The organism is Streptococcus handemini, assembly GCF_040984445.1.
GTDB lineage: Bacteria > Bacillota > Bacilli > Lactobacillales > Streptococcaceae > Streptococcus > Streptococcus handemini.
The window spans coordinates 1-21,806 of the sequence record NZ_JBFRYH010000013.1; the positions used below are offsets into that span (position 1 = coordinate 1).

General features: G+C 39.7%; 15 protein-coding genes and 2 pseudogenes. 2 read left to right on the forward strand and 15 right to left on the reverse strand.

Going from position 1 to position 21,806, the window contains the following annotated elements:
* The 6 genes and pseudogenes from ABPH35_RS03215 to ABPH35_RS03240 all read right to left on the reverse strand — a co-directional run.
* Nucleotides 1-439 (reverse strand): transposase (locus tag ABPH35_RS03215; RefSeq protein ID WP_368849593.1); only part of this gene is annotated, 439 nt, incomplete at its 3' end.
* Nucleotides 440-555: 116 nt separating this feature from the next.
* On the reverse strand, nt 556-846 hold the full coding sequence (locus ABPH35_RS03220) for a hypothetical protein (RefSeq protein WP_349989679.1): 291 nt from the start codon (nt 844-846) through the stop codon (nt 556-558).
* A 49-nt stretch (nt 847-895) separates the two neighbouring features.
* A complete protein-coding gene (locus tag ABPH35_RS03225; protein WP_368849594.1) occupies nt 896-1,285 on the reverse strand; it encodes a DUF5945 family protein in 390 nt (129 codons plus the stop codon).
* Complete coding sequence (locus ABPH35_RS03230; RefSeq protein ID WP_349988826.1) at nt 1,282-1,509, reverse strand: DUF5965 family protein; 228 nt, start codon at nt 1,507-1,509, stop codon at nt 1,282-1,284. Before ABPH35_RS03230 ends, ABPH35_RS03225 begins: the two co-directional genes overlap by 4 nt.
* A 54-nt stretch (nt 1,510-1,563) precedes the next feature.
* Nucleotides 1,564-2,639: pseudogene (locus ABPH35_RS03235) on the reverse strand (DNA primase).
* A gap of 38 nt (nt 2,640-2,677) precedes the next feature.
* Nucleotides 2,678-3,316, reverse strand: a complete 639-nt coding sequence (locus tag ABPH35_RS03240; protein ID WP_349988825.1) for a peptidylprolyl isomerase — start codon at nt 3,314-3,316, stop codon at nt 2,678-2,680.
* Nucleotides 3,317-3,449: 133 nt separating this feature from the next.
* On the opposite strand from ABPH35_RS03240, the gene ABPH35_RS03245 reads away from it, so the two are divergent.
* Entirely contained in the window at nt 3,450-4,433 is a 984-nt protein-coding gene (locus tag ABPH35_RS03245) for a hypothetical protein (protein ID WP_349988824.1), read from the forward strand.
* On the opposite strand, the gene ABPH35_RS03250 is transcribed toward ABPH35_RS03245, so the two are convergent.
* Entirely contained in the window at nt 4,430-5,143 is a 714-nt protein-coding gene (locus tag ABPH35_RS03250; protein ID WP_349988823.1) for a class I SAM-dependent methyltransferase, read from the reverse strand. The two genes, ABPH35_RS03245 and ABPH35_RS03250, sit on opposite strands and share 4 nt — an antisense overlap.
* A 91-nt stretch (nt 5,144-5,234) precedes the next feature.
* Here ABPH35_RS03250 and ABPH35_RS03255 point away from each other — a divergent pair, with 91 nt between their 5' ends.
* Complete coding sequence (locus ABPH35_RS03255) at nt 5,235-6,122, forward strand: tyrosine-type recombinase/integrase (RefSeq protein WP_349988822.1); 888 nt, start codon at nt 5,235-5,237, stop codon at nt 6,120-6,122.
* 52 nt (nt 6,123-6,174) lie between these two features.
* Here the strand turns inward: ABPH35_RS03255 and ABPH35_RS03260 are convergent, their stop codons facing one another.
* The 8 genes and pseudogenes from ABPH35_RS03260 to ABPH35_RS03295 all read right to left on the reverse strand — a co-directional run bounded on the left by ABPH35_RS03260 (nt 6,175) and on the right by ABPH35_RS03295 (nt 21,732).
* Nucleotides 6,175-6,465, reverse strand: coding sequence for a DUF5966 family protein (locus ABPH35_RS03260; protein ID WP_349988827.1), 291 nt, complete (start codon nt 6,463-6,465; stop codon nt 6,175-6,177).
* A gap of 21 nt (nt 6,466-6,486) precedes the next feature.
* Complete coding sequence (locus ABPH35_RS03265) at nt 6,487-6,786, reverse strand: DUF5962 family protein (RefSeq protein WP_349988821.1); 300 nt, start codon at nt 6,784-6,786, stop codon at nt 6,487-6,489.
* Nucleotides 6,787-6,854: 68 nt separating this feature from the next.
* Nucleotides 6,855-7,817, reverse strand: a pseudogene (locus ABPH35_RS03270) (hypothetical protein); the annotation flags it as partial.
* Nucleotides 7,818-7,935: 118 nt separating this feature from the next.
* Nucleotides 7,936-9,570 carry a group II intron reverse transcriptase/maturase gene (gene ltrA / locus ABPH35_RS03275; protein WP_349988820.1) on the reverse strand — a complete coding sequence of 545 codons (1,635 nt, stop codon included), beginning with the start codon at nt 9,568-9,570 and terminating at the stop codon, nt 7,936-7,938.
* A gap of 607 nt (nt 9,571-10,177) precedes the next feature.
* Nucleotides 10,178-16,048: a DEAD/DEAH box helicase family protein gene (locus tag ABPH35_RS03280; RefSeq protein WP_368849595.1), complete on the reverse strand. Its 5,871-nt coding sequence runs from the start codon at nt 16,046-16,048 to the stop codon at nt 10,178-10,180.
* Nucleotides 16,049-16,097: 49 nt separating this feature from the next.
* A complete protein-coding gene (locus tag ABPH35_RS03285; RefSeq protein WP_349988819.1) occupies nt 16,098-16,649 on the reverse strand; it encodes a hypothetical protein in 552 nt (183 codons plus the stop codon).
* The gene (locus tag ABPH35_RS03290; protein ID WP_349988818.1) at nt 16,633-16,827 is read right to left on the reverse strand and encodes a calcium-binding protein; all 195 of its coding nucleotides are present in this window, start codon (nt 16,825-16,827) and stop codon (nt 16,633-16,635) included. The genes ABPH35_RS03285 and ABPH35_RS03290 overlap by 17 nt, the downstream gene beginning before the upstream one ends.
* On the reverse strand, nt 16,828-21,732 hold the full coding sequence (locus tag ABPH35_RS03295; RefSeq protein ID WP_349988817.1) for an SspB-related isopeptide-forming adhesin: 4,905 nt from the start codon (nt 21,730-21,732) through the stop codon (nt 16,828-16,830).
* Nucleotides 21,733-21,806 lie beyond the last annotated feature (74 nt).

Below are 21,806 nucleotides of genomic sequence, written 5' to 3' on the forward strand. Positions count from 1 at the left end.
CGAAAATCTCACTGGGGTCAACTAAACCAGACATTAGAGCTTGGCTCAATACCCGATTAAAAATCGCAGAAATGACCTGCTTGTCTTGGAAACGCCGACTGTAATTCTTGCCATAGGTTGTGAAATGCGGCACCTTATCCTCCAAAGTCAACCCAAGGAACCAACGATAAGCGGTATTCACCTCGATCTCTTTCATCGTTTGACGCATAGAGCGAATGCCATAGAAACATTGGATAAGAGGAATCTTGATGAGCATAATCGGGTCTAAACTTGGACGTCCATTATCAGAAGAGTAGATATCTTCAACCAAGTCATAAATGAAATCAAAGTCAATCAACTCATCCACTTGGCGTAGGAAATGATCTTCTGGGACGAGCTGGTCAAGCGTATAGAAGCCATACTGCTTACGGTTATATTCTGGTTGTTCTTTATGAAGCATAGCTCTTCTCCTCCTCATATGAGATACTTTCATTATACTCCTATTTATAAAGAAAAGCCCTTAGAAAATGAATTCTATGGACTTTGTCTTCAATCTGAAGCACCAAATATGGTGCGTTATCCGTTTTTAGGTTTCTTCGCCTGCTTAAACTGTTCGATCCGTTTCTCCAGTTGTTCTGTGTTAAGTTTATTCTTAGCTTCCTCAATCGACTTATCAAGACTTTGTTCCTCAGTGGTTGTAATGTTTCGAGACACTTCTAAGTTCTTGCTAGGCTTGAAACCTGGATCAAAAACCACATCTAGGAGTTGCTCTACTTTGGTTAATTCAATATCTGACATCTCTGAAAGTCGATGGATCAGTCGTTTAAATCGATCTTGGTTCTGTGTTTTCTTTTGAAAAAATTTCATTATCTACTCCTTAAATTATAAAAAGGTAGCCCGCATAGGACTACCTGACTTATAAATCATCAATGGCTGCTGAAATAGCCTGTAACTTCTTGTTTTGGATTTTCTTTTCATCAATCAACTGATGAAGTTCTTCAATTTGCTTTTGACAGGCCGAAATATCCTTATTATTTTGTGAAATGGTATCTGCCAAATGCTGTTTATAGTCACTTGTGATATTTGCTTTCTTCGGTTGACTTTGTTTAACTTTTGATTCGGGCGTTCGTGCATCTTTAGATTCTGACCCCATTTTTTGTTTTTCAAAAGCAGCTACGTAATCCATTTCTTCATTTGATTGATTCTCCTGTTTATGGAAGAGTGCTGCGATTTTGGCTCGTTCTTCATTTGAAGATGTTGGTTTTACATCATCTAGTGGCTGCTCGAAATTCCATGTTTTACTCATTCTGTATCCTCATTTCTGTAATTTAGTTGTTGTGGCGTTTCTTTACCAAAGGCTTGTTCTAGTGCTTCATGAAAGGTCAAATGGCTAGATTGCTGTCGTTTTATAAAGGTGCTGTACATAGCCGTTTGTAGTTGGTCACGATAATTTTCCAATTTTGCGGTCTCACGTGAGACTTTTTCTTCTTGTCTAACTACTTTCTCAGCCAGACGTTCGATCACACTCATAGTATATTCCTCCTTGTTCCCCTCTAGCTTATGTTAAGATTCTTGATTTTATTATCACAATTCTAAAGAATGCGGCCGTTTGGGTGGAGGATGATTTCGAATAACTTGTGCTTGGGCTGACTGGATAAGATTTCTTAAAGATATTTTCTTCTGTCGTTTCACAATTTCATTCCAATCTGACTTTGTTTCAAGTCCCTGCAATGGAGGCAAATCTTGAGCGATTGGAAGTCCTTTGTCTGACAGTTTCTGACAAAACTCTCTTCCGGCTTCATCATTATCAACTGCTAGTGTTAACATATTTGAATGGGTTTGAAAAAAGTCGTCGTCTCTTGGATTGCATTAAGATAATGGCTAAGTCTGCTTGGTTTTACTGTATCTAGAAATGCCAATTTCCCCTGTTCTTCTGCTGCTAGACGCAGAGTTTGATAAGCAAGTACCGCAAATTTTAAGCCTTCCATAGACACCAGGCGAACATCCGATAATTGCTTTTGATGAAGCTGATAATAACTCATCATATCAATAACCGATTCGCAAAAAATGAGTCGCTTGGGATTACCGATATCAAAACTAATACCTACGTGGCCATGAGAGCCTTTCATGATTTTCTTCAAATAACCCCGTTTGTGTCTTTCTTCATCTTTGACAATGCCTTGAAGGCTTGCTGCCTGTAAGGTTCCATCATGGTCATAACTTTTAAAAACCAATACAGGTTCCGATTGATAAGTAGCTTGTGCAAGTAATCCCTGTCTACCAAAGGCATTAATCGTCTTATCAATTAGACCACGGACATCATTCAAGTAGGTCCGTGCTTGTCGAAAGGGTTCTTCAAGCAAATAATACTGAAACGGTTTAGAGACCTCTTCTATCACTTTAGCTTGTTCAAAATTTCCAGTTTCAAGATAAGACACAGCCTCTTTGAAAGTAACACCTGCCACTAACTGAACAAAGTCAATCACATCTCCTTGTATATCTCTTGAAAACCACTTGAAAGTATTGGTATCGGCAAAAATCCGAAAGGAATCATGTTCTGGGTGTTCATAAATTTGTCCAGATAAACGTCTAAAGGAATAATCCAGACTTTCAGCCACATCTAAAATAGACTTTTGTTTAACTGCTTTAATTCGTGTCATCTAATCTTCCTATAAAAAAAGCAGAAGAATGTCTCCCGCTAGTTGTTCTCACTTGTTGTAGTTCCTTGAAGCGTTAGAATACTAGAGTTATCCCCATCTGTTGCTTCTTTCAATTCCTCTAGTTTCCCATTCCAAATGGTCAACTGATTAACCAGGAGCTTATCGGAAACTTTGGAGTAGGACAACATAACCGTCTTAATTTCTGTCTGAGTGGTTCGCTGTTGTTGCTCACTCAAATCAGATACATAGGTCACTTGATAGGAAACTTCCGCAAGTGCAACATTCCTTTCTGTATTGACATAGATACTAGCTGATTCAAATCGGTAATCAAGCATATAATCTTTATAAACTTGATTGATCGCTTTATTCTGATTTGCTTCTTCTTCCGAAAATGCTGAATCCGTCATGTAGGCTTTGATACGAGTGTTATTTTCACCCAGCTGAATCTTGGTGAAATATTGTGTGAGAAATTCTTTGACAAGATTATCTGATAAGACTGTGGCTTCTTCTTCCTGCTTTTCCTTTGTCACGAGCCTATTTGCTTCTGCTCGTATTTGGTGCTTGGTTTGTTTTGAAACGGATTGTGATCCTATCGAATAACCAATCATGACTAGAAAGCCTACTGCAATGAAACTTCCTACTCCAATCAGAAATCGAGCCTTTACTTTGTTTAACATGGCTTACTCCTTTATTAGTGATAGCCACATCATATCAAGATTAGCTTGGAGATTTTATCACAAGAAAAATATGATTAACTACAAATTATGGTATACTAGTGATAATAAATTGTTATCGGTAGGAGAAATGAAAATGAGCAACCAGTATCTTGAAAATAATTACAAAATTAAGTTAATTAAGACATCATCCGATACTGACTATATTGATTCTGTTAAAATTTATTCAAGAGTTACTCCTTCAGACATTAGAACAAACACAAACGAGCTAACATATTGGCTAGATAATAAAACTGTAGAATTTGAGAGCTACTTTTTCTCTCTCTTCTTAAACGATACAAATATTGGCCTAGCAATGTGTACATACTTAAAATCCACTAAAACAGTTGTAATTGAGTATATAGCTGTCGAAGATGCATACAGAAAAAATAATACTTACCTTAGCTATTTAAATGAACTGAGAATGTTTATATCAAGTTTATTAGAGGTCACATATTTCATTTGTGAAATCAGTAATAAGAATAACGGAGTTGAGGTTGACGATGAGAGTAAAATATTTAAAACTATTCTATCAATAGAGAATTTTTTCACTATAGATGCTGATTACCATACACCACCTTTAGGGATTAATAATGAGTTTAGCAGTTTCGAAGCTAAATTAATGATTAATTCTAATACTAACATAAAGACGATTCCCAAAGAGACTTATATTAGAATTATCCAATCTTTATATTTTGAATATTATATAAATTGGTATGTACCATTTTTTAGTGAAAGTGAGAGACTTCGATATAATAATCAGATCCAAAATACTTTTTCTAGTATTCAAAATAAACTTGAAGAATTACCTGAACCACTGCAGTTTGTTGAAGTTCATAAGGATAAAATCAAAAGTGCAGGTGGCGTTGAAAAGCTACCTGCACCTAAAAAGAAACTAAACCATAATTTAACATCTATATTTATATCAATATTCGTTTTTCCAATTATTGTCATTGCGTATTATAAAGTATTTAATTTCTTTGGAATTGATACAACTACAAACTTTACCCCAATAATTGGTGGAATTTCTAGCATAATCGTTAGCATACTCCCATTCTTACTAAAAAAAGATACTGTCTAGTGAATTTTAGTACATTTCAAAATTATATTGCTAGAACAGTTGCGGATTCCTGGAAAAAATCTTACAATCTTATCTAGTCCAGTGAACTTTGCTGCAAGATCGTAGTTATTCGTTATTCTAAGGATGATAGAACTTATTATATGGAACTGATATTTGGTATCAATTTGAAACCCCTGAGATTTTAATATATTTTCAATATACTTTATCGAAAATATCCAATTACTATGCCTAGTCTTTAAGTAATCCGTTTCTATAATTGAAACGGATTTTTTGTATTTATTACTTCCGAAATACTCAAAACTATCACTAGGTTCAAACTCTAAATACAAAGTTCCTTTAACTTTTAACACACGTTCAAATTCACTGATTACTTTGTTAGCATCACAATAATTTATTACAGAACCTACACAAACAATATGATCAAAGTAATTATCTCTCATAGGAATATTCTCAATATTTCCGATAATTTTGTCAGAAATTCTACTTAAGGTTTTCTCAGCTATATCCATATGGATTGTATGACCCGATAAACCATATGTATTGCCCCCAGAACCAGCATTTAGAATAATATCATCATTATTAAAAGAGCAATTATTCTTTAAAAATAATTCAATAGATTTATTTGTATATCGATACCAGTTATCATACCAAATGGCTTCGTGTTCATTATAAAACTTTTCTATTTCAACTAAATCTAGCTTTTCATTCACTACATTTCTCCTACCGATAACAATTTATTATCACTATACAAAGTATCTAAATCAGTCTATAATAGCGTCATTATCATTAAAGGAGACTATCATGGATTATTCTATTATTTCTACTTACTTAGATTATTGCAAAACTCATAAACGCCTTAGTTCACACACACTGCGTGCGTACAAAAATGATCTTCTACAGTTTCACAATTCTAATCAGGATTGTGTGAAGAGTTATATTGAAGATTTAACAACCTCAAGTATCAAAACAAGCACTCTGCGGCGTAAAATCGCCAGTTTAAAAGTATTTTATAGGTATTTACAGTCACAGAATCTAATTACTGACAATCCATTCAATCAATTACGCTTTCAATTTCGGACAGATAGAACACTACCTAAAACAATTCCATATGATACTTTAAAAACTCTCTATGCCTATCTAAAACAGAAAATTGGCAATGCGAAGACTAATTACCAAAGACAAAAAGCTGAAAGAAATTTGCTGATTATTTCCTTATTACTTTCAACTGGTATTAGGATTTCTGAACTCTGCCACATCAAGCTCCGAAATATTAATCTCTCAAATCGAACACTCCATATTCTCGGAAAAGGAAAGAAAGAACGTATTATTTTTTTAGGTGATGAAACAACCTTTCTACTGCTAAAAAAGTATATGTCAAACTATTGCCATCACTCAACCGACTTCCTATTCCCTAGCGAACACTCTCAAAAACCATTAACTGAACAGAGTATCCGTCTAGTTTTAAAAACAGTACGAAGACACATTAATCTCACTACAAATATTACTCCTCATATGTTTCGTCATAGCTTTGCAACAATGCTCTTAGATAACGATGTGGATATTCGCTACATCCAACAAATTCTTGGTCACAGTTCTATTTCTACCACTCAAATATATACCCACGTTTCTCAATCAAAGCAACGGGAAATTCTAAGTTCTTATAACCCTATAACCTCTATTCATACCTAGTAAAGATTTCACAAAAGTAGGACTACCTGAGTTTGAGGTAGTCCTTCATTTTTTATACCATTCGACTTCTAACGACTTTCATCACAAGACCAAGTACAAGTAGAACATTAAAGGCGATATAGAAGGTCGTAAAACTCCAAATGCCATTAGTCGCGAAATCCTTGACGTAGAGAGTCCGTTCGGTAAAGAACAGATAAATCCCATAAACTTCCATAAAAGCAAGGCAACCAATCATTCCAATAAGAAAGAAGCCACTGATTGCTTTCAGAATTTGATAGAGAACGACAAAGATAAGACCAACTACTGCGATGAGAAACACCGCCTGTAAGACTTGTTCCAGTATGCCTTGCATAAATCTCTCCTTCTATCCTAACTGCTTACGATAAGCATCAGCTTGTGTTTTGTCTAACTCTTCTAGTTGGGCAATCAAGTCAAGATACTCTTCCTTTGTGACATCATCTAAGTCTGGGAAATTATTCTCACGAGTAGTGATGATAAGCTCCAGTTGACTGATGATTTCTCGATTTGAAAAGCTATAATCAAGGGTTTCATCTTCGTATTGTTCTTTTAGTGCTTGGTAATTAGCTCGGTCTTCGGAGCTTGTAAAGCCTTGTGCTAACCATTCTTCTAGTTGGTATCTTTGTTCTTCTACTGTTTGGCTCATGAGTTTGTTCTCCTTTGTCATTTCTTGATTTCATTTTACCGCGTTCAAAATTTTTTGTCAGCCTATTTTTATAAATCCAGCAATATTTCTTCTTTTTCATGCGGAGAGGTGTCCTGATTAAATCTAGCTAGGGCTGCATCTATTTCCTCAATGTCAGCTTCTTTCTCGACCAAGGGGGCAAGTAGGTCATATTTGGTTTTGACCAGCTGATAGTCCTCTTCTTTTGAAAAGACCTTCTCCACTTCAACCCTTGCGACCTCTAGCTTATCCTTTAGGTTATTGACCATGTCCTCTGTCTTTTCTTGGTCATCTAGGATATGGTCAATGACATTACTTATCCGTTGAATGGTTCCAACATCTGATTTCAAATCAAGAGAAACTGAATACTGGTTGTCCCCTACAATCGTTAGAGATACGGTCTCAGGTAATGGCTCACTAGGACTACGTGTCGCCATTTTAAGCTCAAACCCTCTAAAGGTAGCTAGAGTTCTGACTTCTTTGGTTTCCGAACGGTTGTAGGTAATGAGTTTACGCAGGTAGTCCCCAGCTTCAGCTCGATTCTCCATCGCCTGATTGTCAAACTGCATGACGAAATCTTGCGACTTGGTTGCCAAGGATTGAGCAATATCACGGTCATATTGTCTGAGACGTTTCTCTAAGACAGGGAGGTTCTTCTCGCAATAGGAAATCGTCTGACGATACTCATCTTTGGTGCGATGAAAAGCACGCTTTTGACTTTCTAACACTGTCAGTTCATTCTCTAATTCCATCTTCAGCTTGAGATAGGGATTACCAGTTGCCAAGGCCTTAAAGTCTGAAGCCGTCATGGTTTGTTCGTCAATGTCCTCAGCTGCTCGAATAGGTTCTTTAGAAGTCATAATTTGCTTAATATAACGCAATTTATTTTCTTGTGTTGCCCACAAATAATTATCAAAAGAGCCTTTGGTTATGTAATGATAAATCTCTACATTTTGGTGCAGATTACCTTGTCTAATCAAACGTCCATTGCGTTGCTGAATGTCAGAGGGACGGTCGAGTAGGTCGGGGATATTACTATCCCTTTCCCCTCTAAGAACCGTGCATGAGAGTTTCCCCTCACACGGCTCAAGCAATTCAAAACATCTGCCAATACAGATGTCGGCTAGTCAACTAACGATTTTGTTTGTAACATTTATCATGTACAAGATAACGAACTATTTGTCCGTTTTCTTTTTGTTCTCGTACATTCCACTGAGTTTCAACAGTTATCTTCTCATTGCAAAGTGGACAGTTATGTTTTTGCTTGTTCCACATATACAAGAGTGATTTCCTGCCTTTTAGTGATAAGAGCATTTTATAGGTCATTCGTTCTTCAAAGTATGATTTCCAGCCTATATCAAATGGATTAGCTTCACTTTTTATTTTCTTATGTCTTATAATTTTAGTATCAAACATAAATTTAAGTGGGAATATATCTACCTTTTCGTTCTTAACAGACTTGACTAAAAATGTCCAACGTCTTGTTTTATAGAAATGAAAATATTTATTCGCAATCCAACGTTTCCCTTTTTTGGAATGTCGTCTTTTTGCCCATTGCCACAGTTTTCTAAAAATTTGGTTATCTATTCTTTGGAAGGTTCTTGATGAAGCTCCACATCGATAGTAGTTTGCCCAACCGGTTATTTTAGGATTTAATAGTCTTATTAGCGTTTCTTGTTTGCAAGATTTATTGCTATCAATTACATATCTAATGCTATCTAAGAACTTCTTCACACTCTTTTTAGATGGTTGTGTCAGTAGTACACCTTTAAATTTCCTAATATTAAAACCAAGAAAATCAAACCCATCATCAATATGTGTAATTAAAGTCTTTTCTTCCGATAACTCTAATCCTCTCTCGCTTAAAAACTCTACTAGCATTGGTTTTATATCTTCCAATGTTTCTTTTGTTCTACCCGTAATTATAAAGTCATCAGCATAACGCACCATATTAACCATTGGAGAGTATTTCTCATGTTTTCGATTTACTCTCTTGTTTTTAGTGGCTAATAACTCACCGAGCCCATCTAATGCCATATTAGCAAGTGTTGGTGAAATAATCCCACCTTGCATTGTTCCTTCATCAGTTCTGAATAATTCTCCTTTAAAGATAACTCCACATTTCAACCATTTCTTTAAAATTTTGGTATCCATAGGAATGTTATTGAGTAACCATTCATGACTAATGTGGTCAAAACAACCTTTTATGTCACCTTCTAAAACCCATTTAGGTGAATTTCCACGACATAAAATTGTATGACATTGACTGATAGCATCTTGACAGCACCTTTCTTTCCTAAATCCATAGGAATGAGGGTCTGCCGTCACTTCTGCAATTGGCTCAAGTGCCAGTAAATAGAGTGCTTGCATTGCCCTATCTTTCATTGTAGGTATCCCAAGCGGGCGTAATTTCCCATTTTCTTTTTTAATAAATATCCTGCGCAACGGCTGTGGTTTGTATCCATTTCTTTTTAAACTTAAAATAGCTTCATACTTTGCTTTGTCTGTAGACCACAATACTTTGTCTACTCCTGCTGTTTTCTTACCTTCGTTAGTTGTCACTCTTCTTACAGCGATTGCTTTTGCCGCAAAAGAGTGTGTCAGTATCCATTGCAAGGATTTTACCTTGCCGTGTCTACCTTCTTTTCTAGCCTTTACAATACGTTCTTGTAGTTTTTTAACCTGTGCTTCGCATTTGTTCCAGTCAATGGATTTCCATGCGGAACTAGGATCAGTAGTTGCACACGTCTTTTTATTAACGTTCATTTGCTTTACTCCTTTCAAAAATTCTATAAGTTTCTTGTAAAGAATTACCTTACGTAGAAGTCTGCACCCTTTCGGGTTAGGGCAAATTTTGAACCCCTATTCATTTCATTACAAAATGACATTCGCTTTTTCTACAATCCTATACCTGCACCTCTATCGGTATTTCTTACGAAATACTTTCCTAAATTCTTAGGAGAGATACAGGCTTACCTTGTTCCACATAGATAACAAGAGTAGGTTAGGCTCTGTCTCATTCGCCGACGGTGCTTATATCCGTGTAATTCTACCATGGAGAGAATTAACTGACCGCTTCCCATTTTGGGTTGGAGCCTCTCAGCAACTTTGGCTCGTTAGACGTTACGACGTTTACATGACAGTTCACTTATGTTAGCCATACTACTCAAGCCTAGCTCCCTAACCGCATTGTTGCTAGCAGATTCGTCTTTGCTTCACAGCTTCGACTTCACCACTTTCGTGGAGGGCTACATTGTCATGTCAGCTTCCAAACATTATCATCACTGATAAAGCAGGTGACACTAGGCTACCTCTAACGGAATAGAGGGTTTAATCTTTATTTAGTTAAACAATTATCTATGTGACTTTCAAGTCACACCCAGGGGACATCCAGGTGGTGGACTGCTTTCATGCGTGATTGCACGTTTAGACCAGTGCCACCTTTTTCAGTTGAAGCCATGAGAATCCGTACTTCCCCACTATTCACTTTTCTTGATAAGGAGTTTTTCTTTTCATCCGTATTAGCGTCATGGACAAAAGCAATTTCTTCTTTTGGAATCCCTCTATCCACTAAGAGGCCTTTCAATTCATTGTAAACGTCAAAGCCTTCTTCCTTACTCTTAGGCGTTCCAATATCTGAGAAAATCATCTGTGTGGCTTTCTCAAGATTGCCCTCACGGTAAATGCGCTCCACATTGTCCACTACTTGAAGAATCTTCTGATTGTCCGATAAGGTATAAGCAGGGTCAATCAACCGCATGTCAATGGCTAGTTTTCTCGCTTCCCCAGTTATCTTTAACATGTTATCTCTACTTGGATCCACACTACCTGATTTGATAGCGTCTGAACGCTCTACCAACTCTTTCAAATAGGCTTTCTGAGCTTCTGTTAGCTCACTTTCCACCGCAATAACCTTGGCTTCAGGAACAGGTAAATCAAGCATGTCTGAGGTTTGAATATCAGCTGTTTCCTTGTAAATCCGCATGAGTTCAGGCAGGTTCACAAACTTCTTAAAGCGTTTCTTGGGTTGGTATTTATCCCCTGTCGGTGCTAGTTCCATAGAATTTTCGATATTCCCAAAAGCCCCTACCCATGAATCAAAATTAGAGACCTGGTATCGTTCCATGACATCGGGCTGAATGTAGCTCATCATGGTATAGAGTTCGCTAATAGAGTTTGAAACTGGTGTACCTGTCGCAAAAACAACGTTGCGATTGCCGTGTTCTCCTTGAACCTGTCTCACCTTCATTTCCATATCCACATTCTTTTTAGAGGTGGTATTGGTAATTCCTGCAACATTCCCTAGCCCAGTAATCGGACGGATATTTTTGAAATGATGCGCCTCGTCCACAAAGAGAAAGTCAATACCAAGATTTTCAAATTCAATAAAGGTATCTCGCTCTAACTTCTGGAGTTCTTCCAGTTGGTGTTCCAAGCCCTTAATCGAACGCTCCGCTTCTTTAACGGTATAGTTATTATCACTCCCTTGTTTGATTTCTCTTAACTGCTCTAACTTATCCTGAATATAAGTGACCTGCTTTTCCTGACTCATAGGGATTTTTTCAAACTGCGAATCCCCAATGACAATGGCATCGTAATCTCCTGTGATGATCCGTGACACAAACTGCTTGCGTCTCGCTTTCGCAAAATCTTTCTTAGTGGTCACATAGACCTTCTTGGTTGGAAAGAACTTCATGATTTCTTGACCAAACTGAGCAGTTAGACTAGATGGCACAACATAAAGGGGCTTATGGACCATTCCGAGTTCCTTTAGTTTAAAGCCCGCCCCAAGCATGGTGAGCGTTTTTCCAGATCCTACCTCATGGGCAAGGAGCGCTCGTTTTTCCTCCACAATGCGTTGAATCGCATTTTGTTGGTGCGGTCGTAGGGAGATGTTTTGTGCGAGACCGTCAATGGCTAAATGACTGCCGTCATAAACTTTAGAAACTGTGCGATTATAGAGGCTATTATAGGTGTCCTCAATCATCTGTTGCACTTCTCTATACCTTGCCACAAAGTCTTGGAAAAGCTCTTGAAGTTGGGTTTCTTTGGCACGAAGAACCGTTGTTTTCTCGACATCGGTCACATTCTTTTTCTTGTCTCCTTCTTCCACTTGCTTTGTGATGGTTGGTTGATTGGAATTAAGGAGGTTTTCAAAGATTTTTCGACCACTATCGTAACGTGATCCCGGAACACCCAGACTTCTATCAGTCGCATTTGAATAGGTATAGGAAAACTTGGACTGGTAAGAGATTGCCCCATCAAGAGGACTTACTTCAAGAACTGTCGCCACCTCTTGGTCAGTCAGAACAAAGGCTTTTCCCATAAAGGTTTCCTGGGCAAATTTCCCATAAACGGCTAGGGGAATCCAGCGTGAGCCAATCCGATAATCAATATCCGCTAAGGTCACACGTGGGGGCCTAATCTCTTCTAAGAGATGTTGATAGTGTTGCCAAGGAAAATCAGAATTGTCTTCTTTAATGAGTAAGTCCACAAGGTCTAACTTCGTCACCACATCACCTGATAAGAAATCCTGACGAGATACATAAACGACTTCTCCATCTTGTAAAAACCTCTCTGGGTCTGGAATAATAGCGTCTCCTAATTCTTCAATGAGAGAAATTTTAGACGCTATTTGGTAAATCGACATCATGTAATCCAAATCCACCCCACGACCATCTGCTAGACTGGAATTCAATGCGTCAAGAGCTGTGGAAACTTTTGTCACTTCTTTTTCAGGACGGACAAGAGCTTTTTCAAAGGCCAGTGACTTAGTATAAATGACTGTCTTACCACTTGGATCCAGACTTTCATCTTCCAAACTAGCAAGAAGTGAATACTTGTCATCACTATCAAAGAGGTTACGGTTCACAGCGCTATTCAAATACCCGTAGCGTTTGACAAAGCTATCATAGGTACGATTGAGTTTGCCTAACAAGTGGTTAAAGGTCTCCTTATCATAATCATAATAGCGTTGAATGGCAATGACCTCTTGGTAAGCATTTCGAATGTCCACCATTCCCTTAATCCGTGCTATTTCTTTTTCAGACAAAGGGGCTTCATAAAAGACCGTCTTTTTGAAATAGCCCTTAAATCGCCCACGTTTGGTGGTTTCTTCGGTCACATAAACATCAAGAGCAGTGCTATCGGTGACTTCGAGGTCATTAAAGCGATCAATTTGTTTTTGGGAATGCTTGGTATCCCAAGCTTTAAAGTTGCCTTCTTCATCGACATAGTAGCTAATTTCTTCCGTCTTAGTTCCGATACGAATGCCCTTGTGATCACGATAGTAAACGGTCGAATCCTTATAGCCAAAACTATACCGTTCTAGGCTCTCTCTGATTTCAGGTGGAATCGAGGTATCAACGACCTGTTTTTTCATCACATCAGGAGTGATGAAGATGTCAGAGTTATCCACCACTCTAGGGGCTTTAACCTGTTTAAGAGCAGTCTGAACATCTGCTAGCAAATTATCAGAAGTTCCTTTAACAGACAGTGTCCCACCGTTAAAGTTTCTTACCTCATAGGTCCCAAGAACCTGACTATTGTAGTCCCCATCAAAGTAAGGATTCAGCCAAATACGATCATCCTTGTCATAGCGAATAGAACCTGAAAAAGCTAAATCATCTGCCACATATCCCTTATCCATATGCTTCTGGAAGAACAACATGTCCGTTGTGACACTCGTTCCTGCAATGGCCTTAAAGGCGGTATCTGGTAAACGCACACCACCAAGAAAGTCGGTTGTCTCACGAATATCTTGTAAGATGTTTTCTGTCCGTTTATCCATGGTTCCAGTGGAGGAGATAATCGCCACTTGCCCACCATCATGGACCAAATCAAGGGATTTTTTGACAAAGTAGTCGTGAATCATATAGGGCTTGTCATAGGTGTTATCTGCGATACGGATGTTGGCAAAGGGAACGTTAGAGATGACCAAGTCAAAGCTATCATCATTAAAAGAAACCGTCTCAAAGCCTTTGACTTCAATATGGCTATTCGGATGGAGGTGTTTGGCTATTGCCCCAGTAATCGTATCTAACTCGACACCGTACAACTCACTTGCCTCTCTCAAATGTGTTGGCATGGCCGCAAAGAAATTCCCTGTTCTCATCGAAGGGTCTAGGATTTTACCACCTGTAAAGCCATCTTGTTCCAACTTGTCCCACATCTGACGAATCAGAGCAGGATCCGTATAGTAGGCAGTCAAAGAAGATTGTTTCATATCCGCATACTCTTTGTCAGATACCAAGCCTTTCAACTCCTCTCGCTCTTTCGAAAATTTAGGATTGTAGTCATCAAAGAAGTCATTAGCCAGTCCGCCCCAGCCGACATATTTGGCCAATCGTTCTTGTTCACTTGGTGTGGCTTGGCGCTGTTCACCTTCAAGCCTTTTTAAAAGACGAATGGCCGCGACATTCATTTCAACCTTATCTCTTGTTGTCTTAGGGTAAAATCCCGTCAAATCTTCTGGGAATTGAAAATCAATAGCTGGAAAACTCTCTACAACATCTGGTATCACTTCACTCTTAACCACCTCAGGGCTTTCCTGCAATTCCTCCTCTAACTTATCTTCACTCAAGGATGGTGAGTCTAACCCTATCTCTTTTGAACTAGCTTTTATAGGGGTTTCGTCAAGAAAGGAAAAAAGGTCTAATTCTTTAGCTTCTTCCTCTAGGTTAACTTCTTGGTGTGACACATGAAGAGCATTCGTAATTTCTTCAAAATTCCGTAAATAGAGGACGGGATTTTGTTCAATGATGTAGGAAAAATCATTTTGTAATTCAATCCGAATTAAGCCATTTAACTTGGCGTCCTCAATCGCTAAGACCTTAAAATCCTGTCCCTTGTAGGTGACCCTTGAACCAATGGGATAGAGGTCAAGAACTTTCTGAATCAGAGGATTATCCTCTTCTGGTGAAGGGGGAATCATTTCGGATTCAGGCTGATGAAGACTTTCTCTCCATTCTCTAAATAAGAGGTCTGGTTGTGCCTGTTTTGCCTCTTCAAAGCTTCTTGCTTGAACCAAACTTAATTGTTCGTGTAAAAATGCAAAGGCAATGGATCGCACTTCCTCTAATTCCAGCTGACTGGTCAAGAAAAATTCGACCTTGTCATGAGTTAGTCCCATTTGAAGGAGTTCAGTCGCAAGGGCTAATTGAGTCACATCTGCTTTTGGATACCCTCCCAATAAGGCAAGGTCCGCATTTTTCAAATGAAAACGCCCAGCTGCGTCTAACAAAATCCCTACCTGACTGGGTTCGAAGTCTGTTAAGGCAATGCCTAAACTAATCAGTCTTTCTCTATTCTCTGTTAAAATTGTTTGTCCAATCTCACCTAGGACAGCTTCTTCAATGGTCGTGAGAGGGCGCTGTAGTTCATAGATTGTTCCATCAGCTTCCAAATAAGTCAGGAGTGTATCCCCTTCATAAACAGGTGTCATTTCCATCTCAACATCAAACTCCCCGCGTCTCAGGTTTGGAAGTTTGGGACGGCTATTTCTAATATGGTCAAAGTGACTCAATATCTCAAACTTCTGAGTTAAGTTTAAAGTCTGATAGGCTGGTAAGTGTTCCGTTTGACCCGTTCGTAAATCCAGCTGTGACAGGTCCTCGTTGAGACGTGCGATTATGACAAAACCTTCTTCCCGAAAGGCAATCTCTGGTGTAACGACTACCTCTTGCTCTTGAATAACTTCTATTTCCTCATCATTCTCATTTGGAGTTTCCACAATTTCTGGTTCATAGGTGAGTAGAAACTGCTCAATATCCCGACTGATTCGATCAGACAGATTATTGGCCACACGGTACACATTGACTAGGTTTGCGCCGTAGCCTTTTTCTAAAAGAGAAGAAATGGAAATCGACTGATAGGCTCCCTCTTGGTCTAAAAGTTGAAAACGAGTGGCAAGGTTAAAAAGAGCGACTTCAATCACCAAATTTTTCTCCTCTGCCGTCAATTGAGGGAGTTTCTCTAAACCAGCTTGGCCAAAAGTTTGCGTATAAGTAAGCAAGTCATGGGCAGCTTCAAAGGGACTCGCTTTCACAAAAGCTGTGACATCCGTTTCAAAGTAAACTACCTGAATAGGTATTTTGACATCTTCCTTGTGTGTTAAAAAGTTCAAAATAAGACTGTCCCAGTCCTCCTCAAAATGTTCGGCTTGGTAACGTAAAAAGGTTTCTAACATCGTTTTGTCACGTGGAATGGTTGCTCGCAACATGTGTAATAATTGTTCTTGATTCATTCTTACCTCCATTCAAAAACGGGCTAAGAGAATCTCTCAGCCCGTTGCTTTAGTCTAGGACCAAGGTCCTCTGGTCTTTCGTTTCAAGTGTGGTGTCTACTAGCTGTGTCACATATTCTTGTAGAAACGGACTAGCCTGGTCCAGTAAGCCCTTTTGGAAAGCAAGGTAGGTCACATCTCCAAAATAATCTTGACTCGTTAAAGACAAATCCTTTTGGATCATGTCCTGCAAGGTTTCTAGGGTTAGGGCTGAATAGTCTTCTCCTTCTAAGACATCATAGTGCTCAAGAGTGTCAGAAATACTGTTAGAGGTAATAGTCTCCATAATGAAGCTAGAACCTTCCCCTGTTCGGTACAATTTCTCTAACAAATCCGTCATTTCCTCTTTCAGAACTTCCCGATACTGCTCCGCTCTTACTCGTAACTCATCACTGACCAAAGACAAATCATCCACCGCCATAAAATCCTGATAGAGATGATTAAGGAGTGACTTATTCTGAACACTTAACTCCATAGCTAGAAAGGCTTTGACCATATCCTCATAGTTTTCTCTTGCCATTTCAGAAAGAGTGGCTCTCATCGTGTCAAAGGTCCAGGTCATAATTTTTCTCCTCTTGTTGGTGTAGGATAGGATGACTACCTAGGTCTACTTCTTCAAGGTCTGTTTTGCCATCACCATCGGTATCAGAACTAAAAGGATTAGTCCCTAAAGCCAGTTCCTGAGCGTCTAGCAAGCCATCATGGTCTGAATCTAGCGTGTAAATCGTTTTTGGTTCCATCTAGTTTTCCTCCATGTTCCGTTTAGAAAGCCCATAAGCTAGGCCTAGAAGAATTCCTCCTCCAACCAGTGCCAAGAGCGATTGACTCTCCCCTGTATTTGGTAAGACACTTGCTGGAACCGGTGGTTCTTGTGTTTGGATAGGTGGTTGCGGGGGCGTTGGTTGATTCGGAGTTGGTGGCTCTGGTTCAGGAGTAGTCGTTTTAACGGTGTTTGAGCTAATGGCATACCCATTGACCGTATGAATATAGGTATTTTCTACCTGTCCTGCCGCAATCCGCTTCATCTGGAGATAGACATCTACTTGGAACTCTGACTCATCTGATAAGCTCTCTAGGAACGTTTTATCAAAGCTAATGTTGACCTGTCCGGTCTGTGTATCCACCTCTTGGAGAGTGTACTTGGTGACTTCTGTTCCTGATTTCAGTACTGTTCCATCTTTTAAGGTCACATCGACCAAGGTGTAAGCCTTGTATACACCGTTATAGGCATCGTACTCTTCATCGTAATCATCGCTAAAGCGATAGTCACTAAGAGGTATTGCTCGATTGGCTGGAATAAGGGAGCCAACCAAACGGTAGTTAAAGACTTGTCCCAAAGTAACTTCCTTACCATCAAGACTGTCTTCTTTGTGAGACAAGTCAATGACCACATCTTTTTGCGGCTCTAGTTTCGGCACATTATTGACCATAGTTTCTGTCACATAAGCCATTCCAAAATCAATTTGATAGGCCGTATTCTCGTACTGTCCGCCTGTTTTTGTCAGTTCATTCTTAATGGTCATCGGCAACGTCACCACTAAGGTTTGACCAGTTTTAACATATGTCTCGTAAAAGGCTTGTGGATTATCAGCGCTTAGAACTTGAATGGCTCCTTTTGGTGTAAACTGACGTTTAGCCATGGCTTCTTGAACTACTTTCGGAGCTTCTTCAAGACTTGCATAGGCTGTTACAGAAAGTCCTTTGACAAGATTTCCTGCCTTATCCATGACCTGAATACCATCTGGATTGAGTGTCAAAACTTCTTCTAGGTAGTCATCCACCATGTAAAAGCCTTTAGCTAGAGTATCTTCTGTCACCATCATATCCTTATACTGGCTATAGTCTAGAACAATCTTGTAGTAATTGACGGTGTTTGGTAGCACTGTCTTACCGTCAATCGACACCCCTTCTTTATTGGTATTGGACTTATGGGGGTTTACTTGTGGCACATGATTGGTCACGGTATTGGTCTCATAAGCCATCCCAAAATCCACTTGATAGCCGATATTTTCATAAGACTTACCTGAGTTATAGAAATCTTCACGAACTGTCATTGGATTGATAATGGTCAAATTTTGACCAGTTGTCACATAGGTCTCATAGAAGGTTTGTGGGTCTTCTGCCATAAAGACTTGAAAAGCACCGTTTGGTGTGATACCGCGTTTCCCAAACGCTTCCTGAAGAGCTTTTGGAGCTTCTGATACCGTTTGATAAGTATTGACACGAATACCAGAAACAGCTTTTCCGTTCTGATCAACTATCTGAATAGCCTGAGTATCAGGCAAAACAGCTTCTTCTGGATAGTCATCGACAAAGTAGAAGCCTTTTTCAATCTGTTTCTTATCTGCCTGAATACCTTGGTACTGGTCCAAGTCCCAAGACAAGGTATAGAAGTTTTGAGAACCAACTAACATAGCTTTCCCATTGATGTCTACTTTGTCTTTATTGAGATTTTGTTTCTTAGGTTCAGGGGTCACAAGCCTATTAACCACTTCTTCCGTTTCGTAGCCATTTCCGAAATCCACTTGGTAGGCCTTATTTTTGTAGCTTGTCGTCTTACCGTAGAGACTGTCTTTCACCCTCATTTTGGTCAAAATCTGTAAGGAGGTTCCTGTTTTGACATACTGGTCATAGAAGGCTTGAGAGTTCTCTGGCATATAGACTTGAAAAGCACCTCTAGGAGAAATCTGAGCGTGAGCTAACTTTTCTTGTAATTCTTTCGGGGCTTCTTCAAGTGAGGCATAGGCTTTCACAGTCATACCTGAAACAGCGTTACCATCAAGGGTCTGGATTGTCACACCATCCTCCACTAAATCCAGCACATCTTCTGGGTAATCATCGACATAAAAGAATCCTCTAGTAATCGTCTCTTTAGAAGAGGTATCTCCCTTGTATTGGTCTAAATCCCAAGTCAAACGGTAATGGTTAGTTGTACCAAGTGCAACCACCGTATTATTAATCACGACTCCGTCCGCATTTTGATTCTCCTTATGGGGCTCAATATAGCTTGTGGTATCTCCATCACCTGGAGTACGCACCGTTACGATATTGGAAGTAATAGTATAGGCATTGGAAGTCCCCTGATTAACAAGGAGCTTATAACTATTGGAATAGGTCGCCCCATCCTGTTGTACACTACCATAAAGTTTTGGAGCAGCGAGATGATATGACTTGGTTAAGTCATTATTGACATCTTGAAGTAAGTCCTCTTTCGCAGTCAAGGTCACAACATTCTTATCCTCGTCAAAGGCAAGCTCATAATCCGAATTTTCAGCCTGCGTCCTTTCCTTGTCAAAGCGATACCCAGCGGGTAAATAATCTTCAAAGATTAGACTCGTGGTCTCTGCACGATTTGGGGAGAAGGCTTCCACCGTGAGGGGATAGATAACCGTAGAATCCTTTGCGACCTGTTTGTCATGGATATTGGTTTGGTCACTACTCACTACTTCTTTCATAATAGCAGGGGTCGTTGTCAGACGATAACCATGGTAATGAACCGTTGGTACTTGTGGAGCTTTTGGTAGGGGTTTTGGGGTTGGTCTTGTAGGCTCTGTCACCTTAGTGAGTGTTAAGGTGGGCTGAGTCACATTATTCAACGGTTTTGGCGTAAAGGTCACAGGAGGCTCTGGGGTAAAGCTTTTTGGGGTATAGGTCTCAGGTTCAACTGTTAGCGGTTCTGGAACGGGCTCAAGCTCTACTTTAACATGGGGTTTAGGACGATAAGGGGTTACTGTTCGTGCGACTGGTAGGGTATTTAAGGCAAACCAATAGGTCTTTCCTCCCACCTGTGTAGGCATGTCCCCTTGCCCAAAGGTCACCGTGTAGGTATTGCCTGAAGTCACCGTTGAGACAATCGCTCCCTTATAAGCGTACCGACTAGAAGTTGTGTCCCATTCTTCTGGTAGGTTCAAATCACTGGCACGATTGGCTCCTAAAGAACGGGCTAAGCCTTCATTGGTCACTTGAATACTGGACCCATGAATTGGTACAAATTTCCCTGATGAATCCTTCACATACTCAAGACCAATATTATTGTGGTTGAGCGATGAATGGGTAAAGACACCTGGTTTTTCGTTTGTGAAGGTGACTTGACTGCCATCTTCTAAGAAATACTTGGCTTTGACACGGAACTCCATCTTATCCGTCCGCCAATTGCCTGTTCCGTCATTACGGTAAGCAATAAAGCCTTCTGTTGGGTCATTTGGCACAACCAACTTCACCGCATTTGTGCCAGTTGGGGAGATAATATTCGTAATATCATAGGCAACCTTGGTAATTTTCTTGCCGTCAAAGCTCGCATTCTGTAAATTCTGATAGGTAAAAGATAAGGTTTCCCCAGTCTGAAAATGGTCATAGACAAAGAAGCCTGTCGAATCAAGAATCTTTGAGTACCCACCAAGCATGGCATTGCCTCTTGCGATAATACGGTCAGGATTACGAGTCCCTGCACTATGCTTAGCTTGGGGCTCCCCATTATTCAAATTGAGGGCTTGAACCAAGGCTTCTGAGATATAGCCTTCTTCTCCTTTTGAAATAGCTGCCAAGTCACGTTGGTAACGCTCCTTTTCTTTGGCATTATAAGCATCAATGGCTGCATTTTCTTTCTTAGCAGCTTCTTCTTTTTCTTGGTTACGCTTGGTGATCGAGGCAATCTCACTAGCACGGTCTGTGACTAGTTTCTCTTTGTCTTTGTTTGCCTTGTCAACTGCGGCTTGACCTGCCTTATTTTCATCATCAACTGCCTGTTGACCTTCTTTATTTCGTTTGGTAATAGCTTCATTATCAGCTTTTGCCTTAGCCAGTCCTGCTTCATTTTCCTTTTGAATGGCAAGGTTGTTTTCGACAATAGCATCTGCGGCTTGTTTCTTGGTCAGATAGTCCGCAAGATTTCCCTTATTGGTCTTATCAATTGTCGTGACAGTGGCTGTATAATCCTTATATCCTGAAACAGCCGTCCCATCTCCTGATGACACTTCTTCTGTACGAACCGTCACATTAGCGTCTGAGAATCGTGCTTTCAATTCTGAAATGGTGGTATCAACAGACTGATTTAGGTTATTGCCTACTTGATTGGCCTCTTTGTGACCAGCGGCAAGTTCAGCATTGTCTTTTTCGATACGGGCTTTGTTCTGTTCATAGGTGGCTTCATCCGATTTGTAGGTTTCTGTGACCTTCGAAATCTCCTCAACTTGTTTCGCCGCATCCACTTCTGCCTGATCCAATTGCTTACTTGTTTCATGAGCCGTTGTGGTATTTCCCAAGTCCGTTGGTTGGTCCTGAACAGTTTTGACACCTTCTGCTTTTGCTTTGTTTACTGCTTCCGTCACCGTATCGTGAGGAACCGTAACCGTAATAGCTCCACTTGATTGACCAGTTGAAGCTAAGATATCTGACTGTTCAGAAACGGGATCTGGTTGAGCTTCTGGTAAATTGGTAGCAGGATTTTCTGTCCGCTGGATAGTAGTCTCCAGAGGGGTTGTCACTTCATCAGCCTGTGCGACAGAGCCTCCCCAAGCAACCACAGCCGTAACCACTGTCCCAAGGGCAACTGAACAAAGCGTGTGGTATTTTTTACTTTTACGGAAGACGTGCTTTTCGCCTTTTTCCTGATTGACTAGAAAGTGATGATTCCATTGTTTGGTCATAAAAAGTCCTTCTTTTCTTTTGATAAGTAGCAACAATCTGTCACTCTTTTCCCATCATAAAAAAGAAGGCTTGA

Coding starts and splice junctions, on each gene's coding strand:
- ABPH35_RS03230 (WP_349988826.1), bottom strand. CDS start 1,509: ATGAGTGTGATCGAACGTCTGGCTGAGAAAGTAGTTAGACAAGAAGAA.
- ABPH35_RS03240 (WP_349988825.1), bottom strand. CDS start 3,316: ATGTTAAACAAAGTAAAGGCTCGATTTCTGATTGGAGTAGGAAGTTTC.
- ABPH35_RS03295 (WP_349988817.1), bottom strand. CDS start 21,732: ATGACCAAACAATGGAATCATCACTTTCTAGTCAATCAGGAAAAAGGC.
- ABPH35_RS03225 (WP_368849594.1), bottom strand. CDS start 1,285: ATGAGTAAAACATGGAATTTCGAGCAGCCACTAGATGATGTAAAACCA.
- ABPH35_RS03255 (WP_349988822.1), top strand. CDS start 5,235: ATGGATTATTCTATTATTTCTACTTACTTAGATTATTGCAAAACTCAT.
- ABPH35_RS03265 (WP_349988821.1), bottom strand. CDS start 6,786: ATGAGCCAAACAGTAGAAGAACAAAGATACCAACTAGAAGAATGGTTA.
- ABPH35_RS03245 (WP_349988824.1), top strand. CDS start 3,450: ATGAGCAACCAGTATCTTGAAAATAATTACAAAATTAAGTTAATTAAG.
- ABPH35_RS03280 (WP_368849595.1), bottom strand. CDS start 16,048: ATGAATCAAGAACAATTATTACACATGTTGCGAGCAACCATTCCACGT.
- ltrA (WP_349988820.1), bottom strand. CDS start 9,570: ATGAACGTTAATAAAAAGACGTGTGCAACTACTGATCCTAGTTCCGCA.
- ABPH35_RS03285 (WP_349988819.1), bottom strand. CDS start 16,649: ATGACCTGGACCTTTGACACGATGAGAGCCACTCTTTCTGAAATGGCA.
- ABPH35_RS03220 (WP_349989679.1), bottom strand. CDS start 846: ATGAAATTTTTTCAAAAGAAAACACAGAACCAAGATCGATTTAAACGA.
- ABPH35_RS03290 (WP_349988818.1), bottom strand. CDS start 16,827: ATGGAACCAAAAACGATTTACACGCTAGATTCAGACCATGATGGCTTG.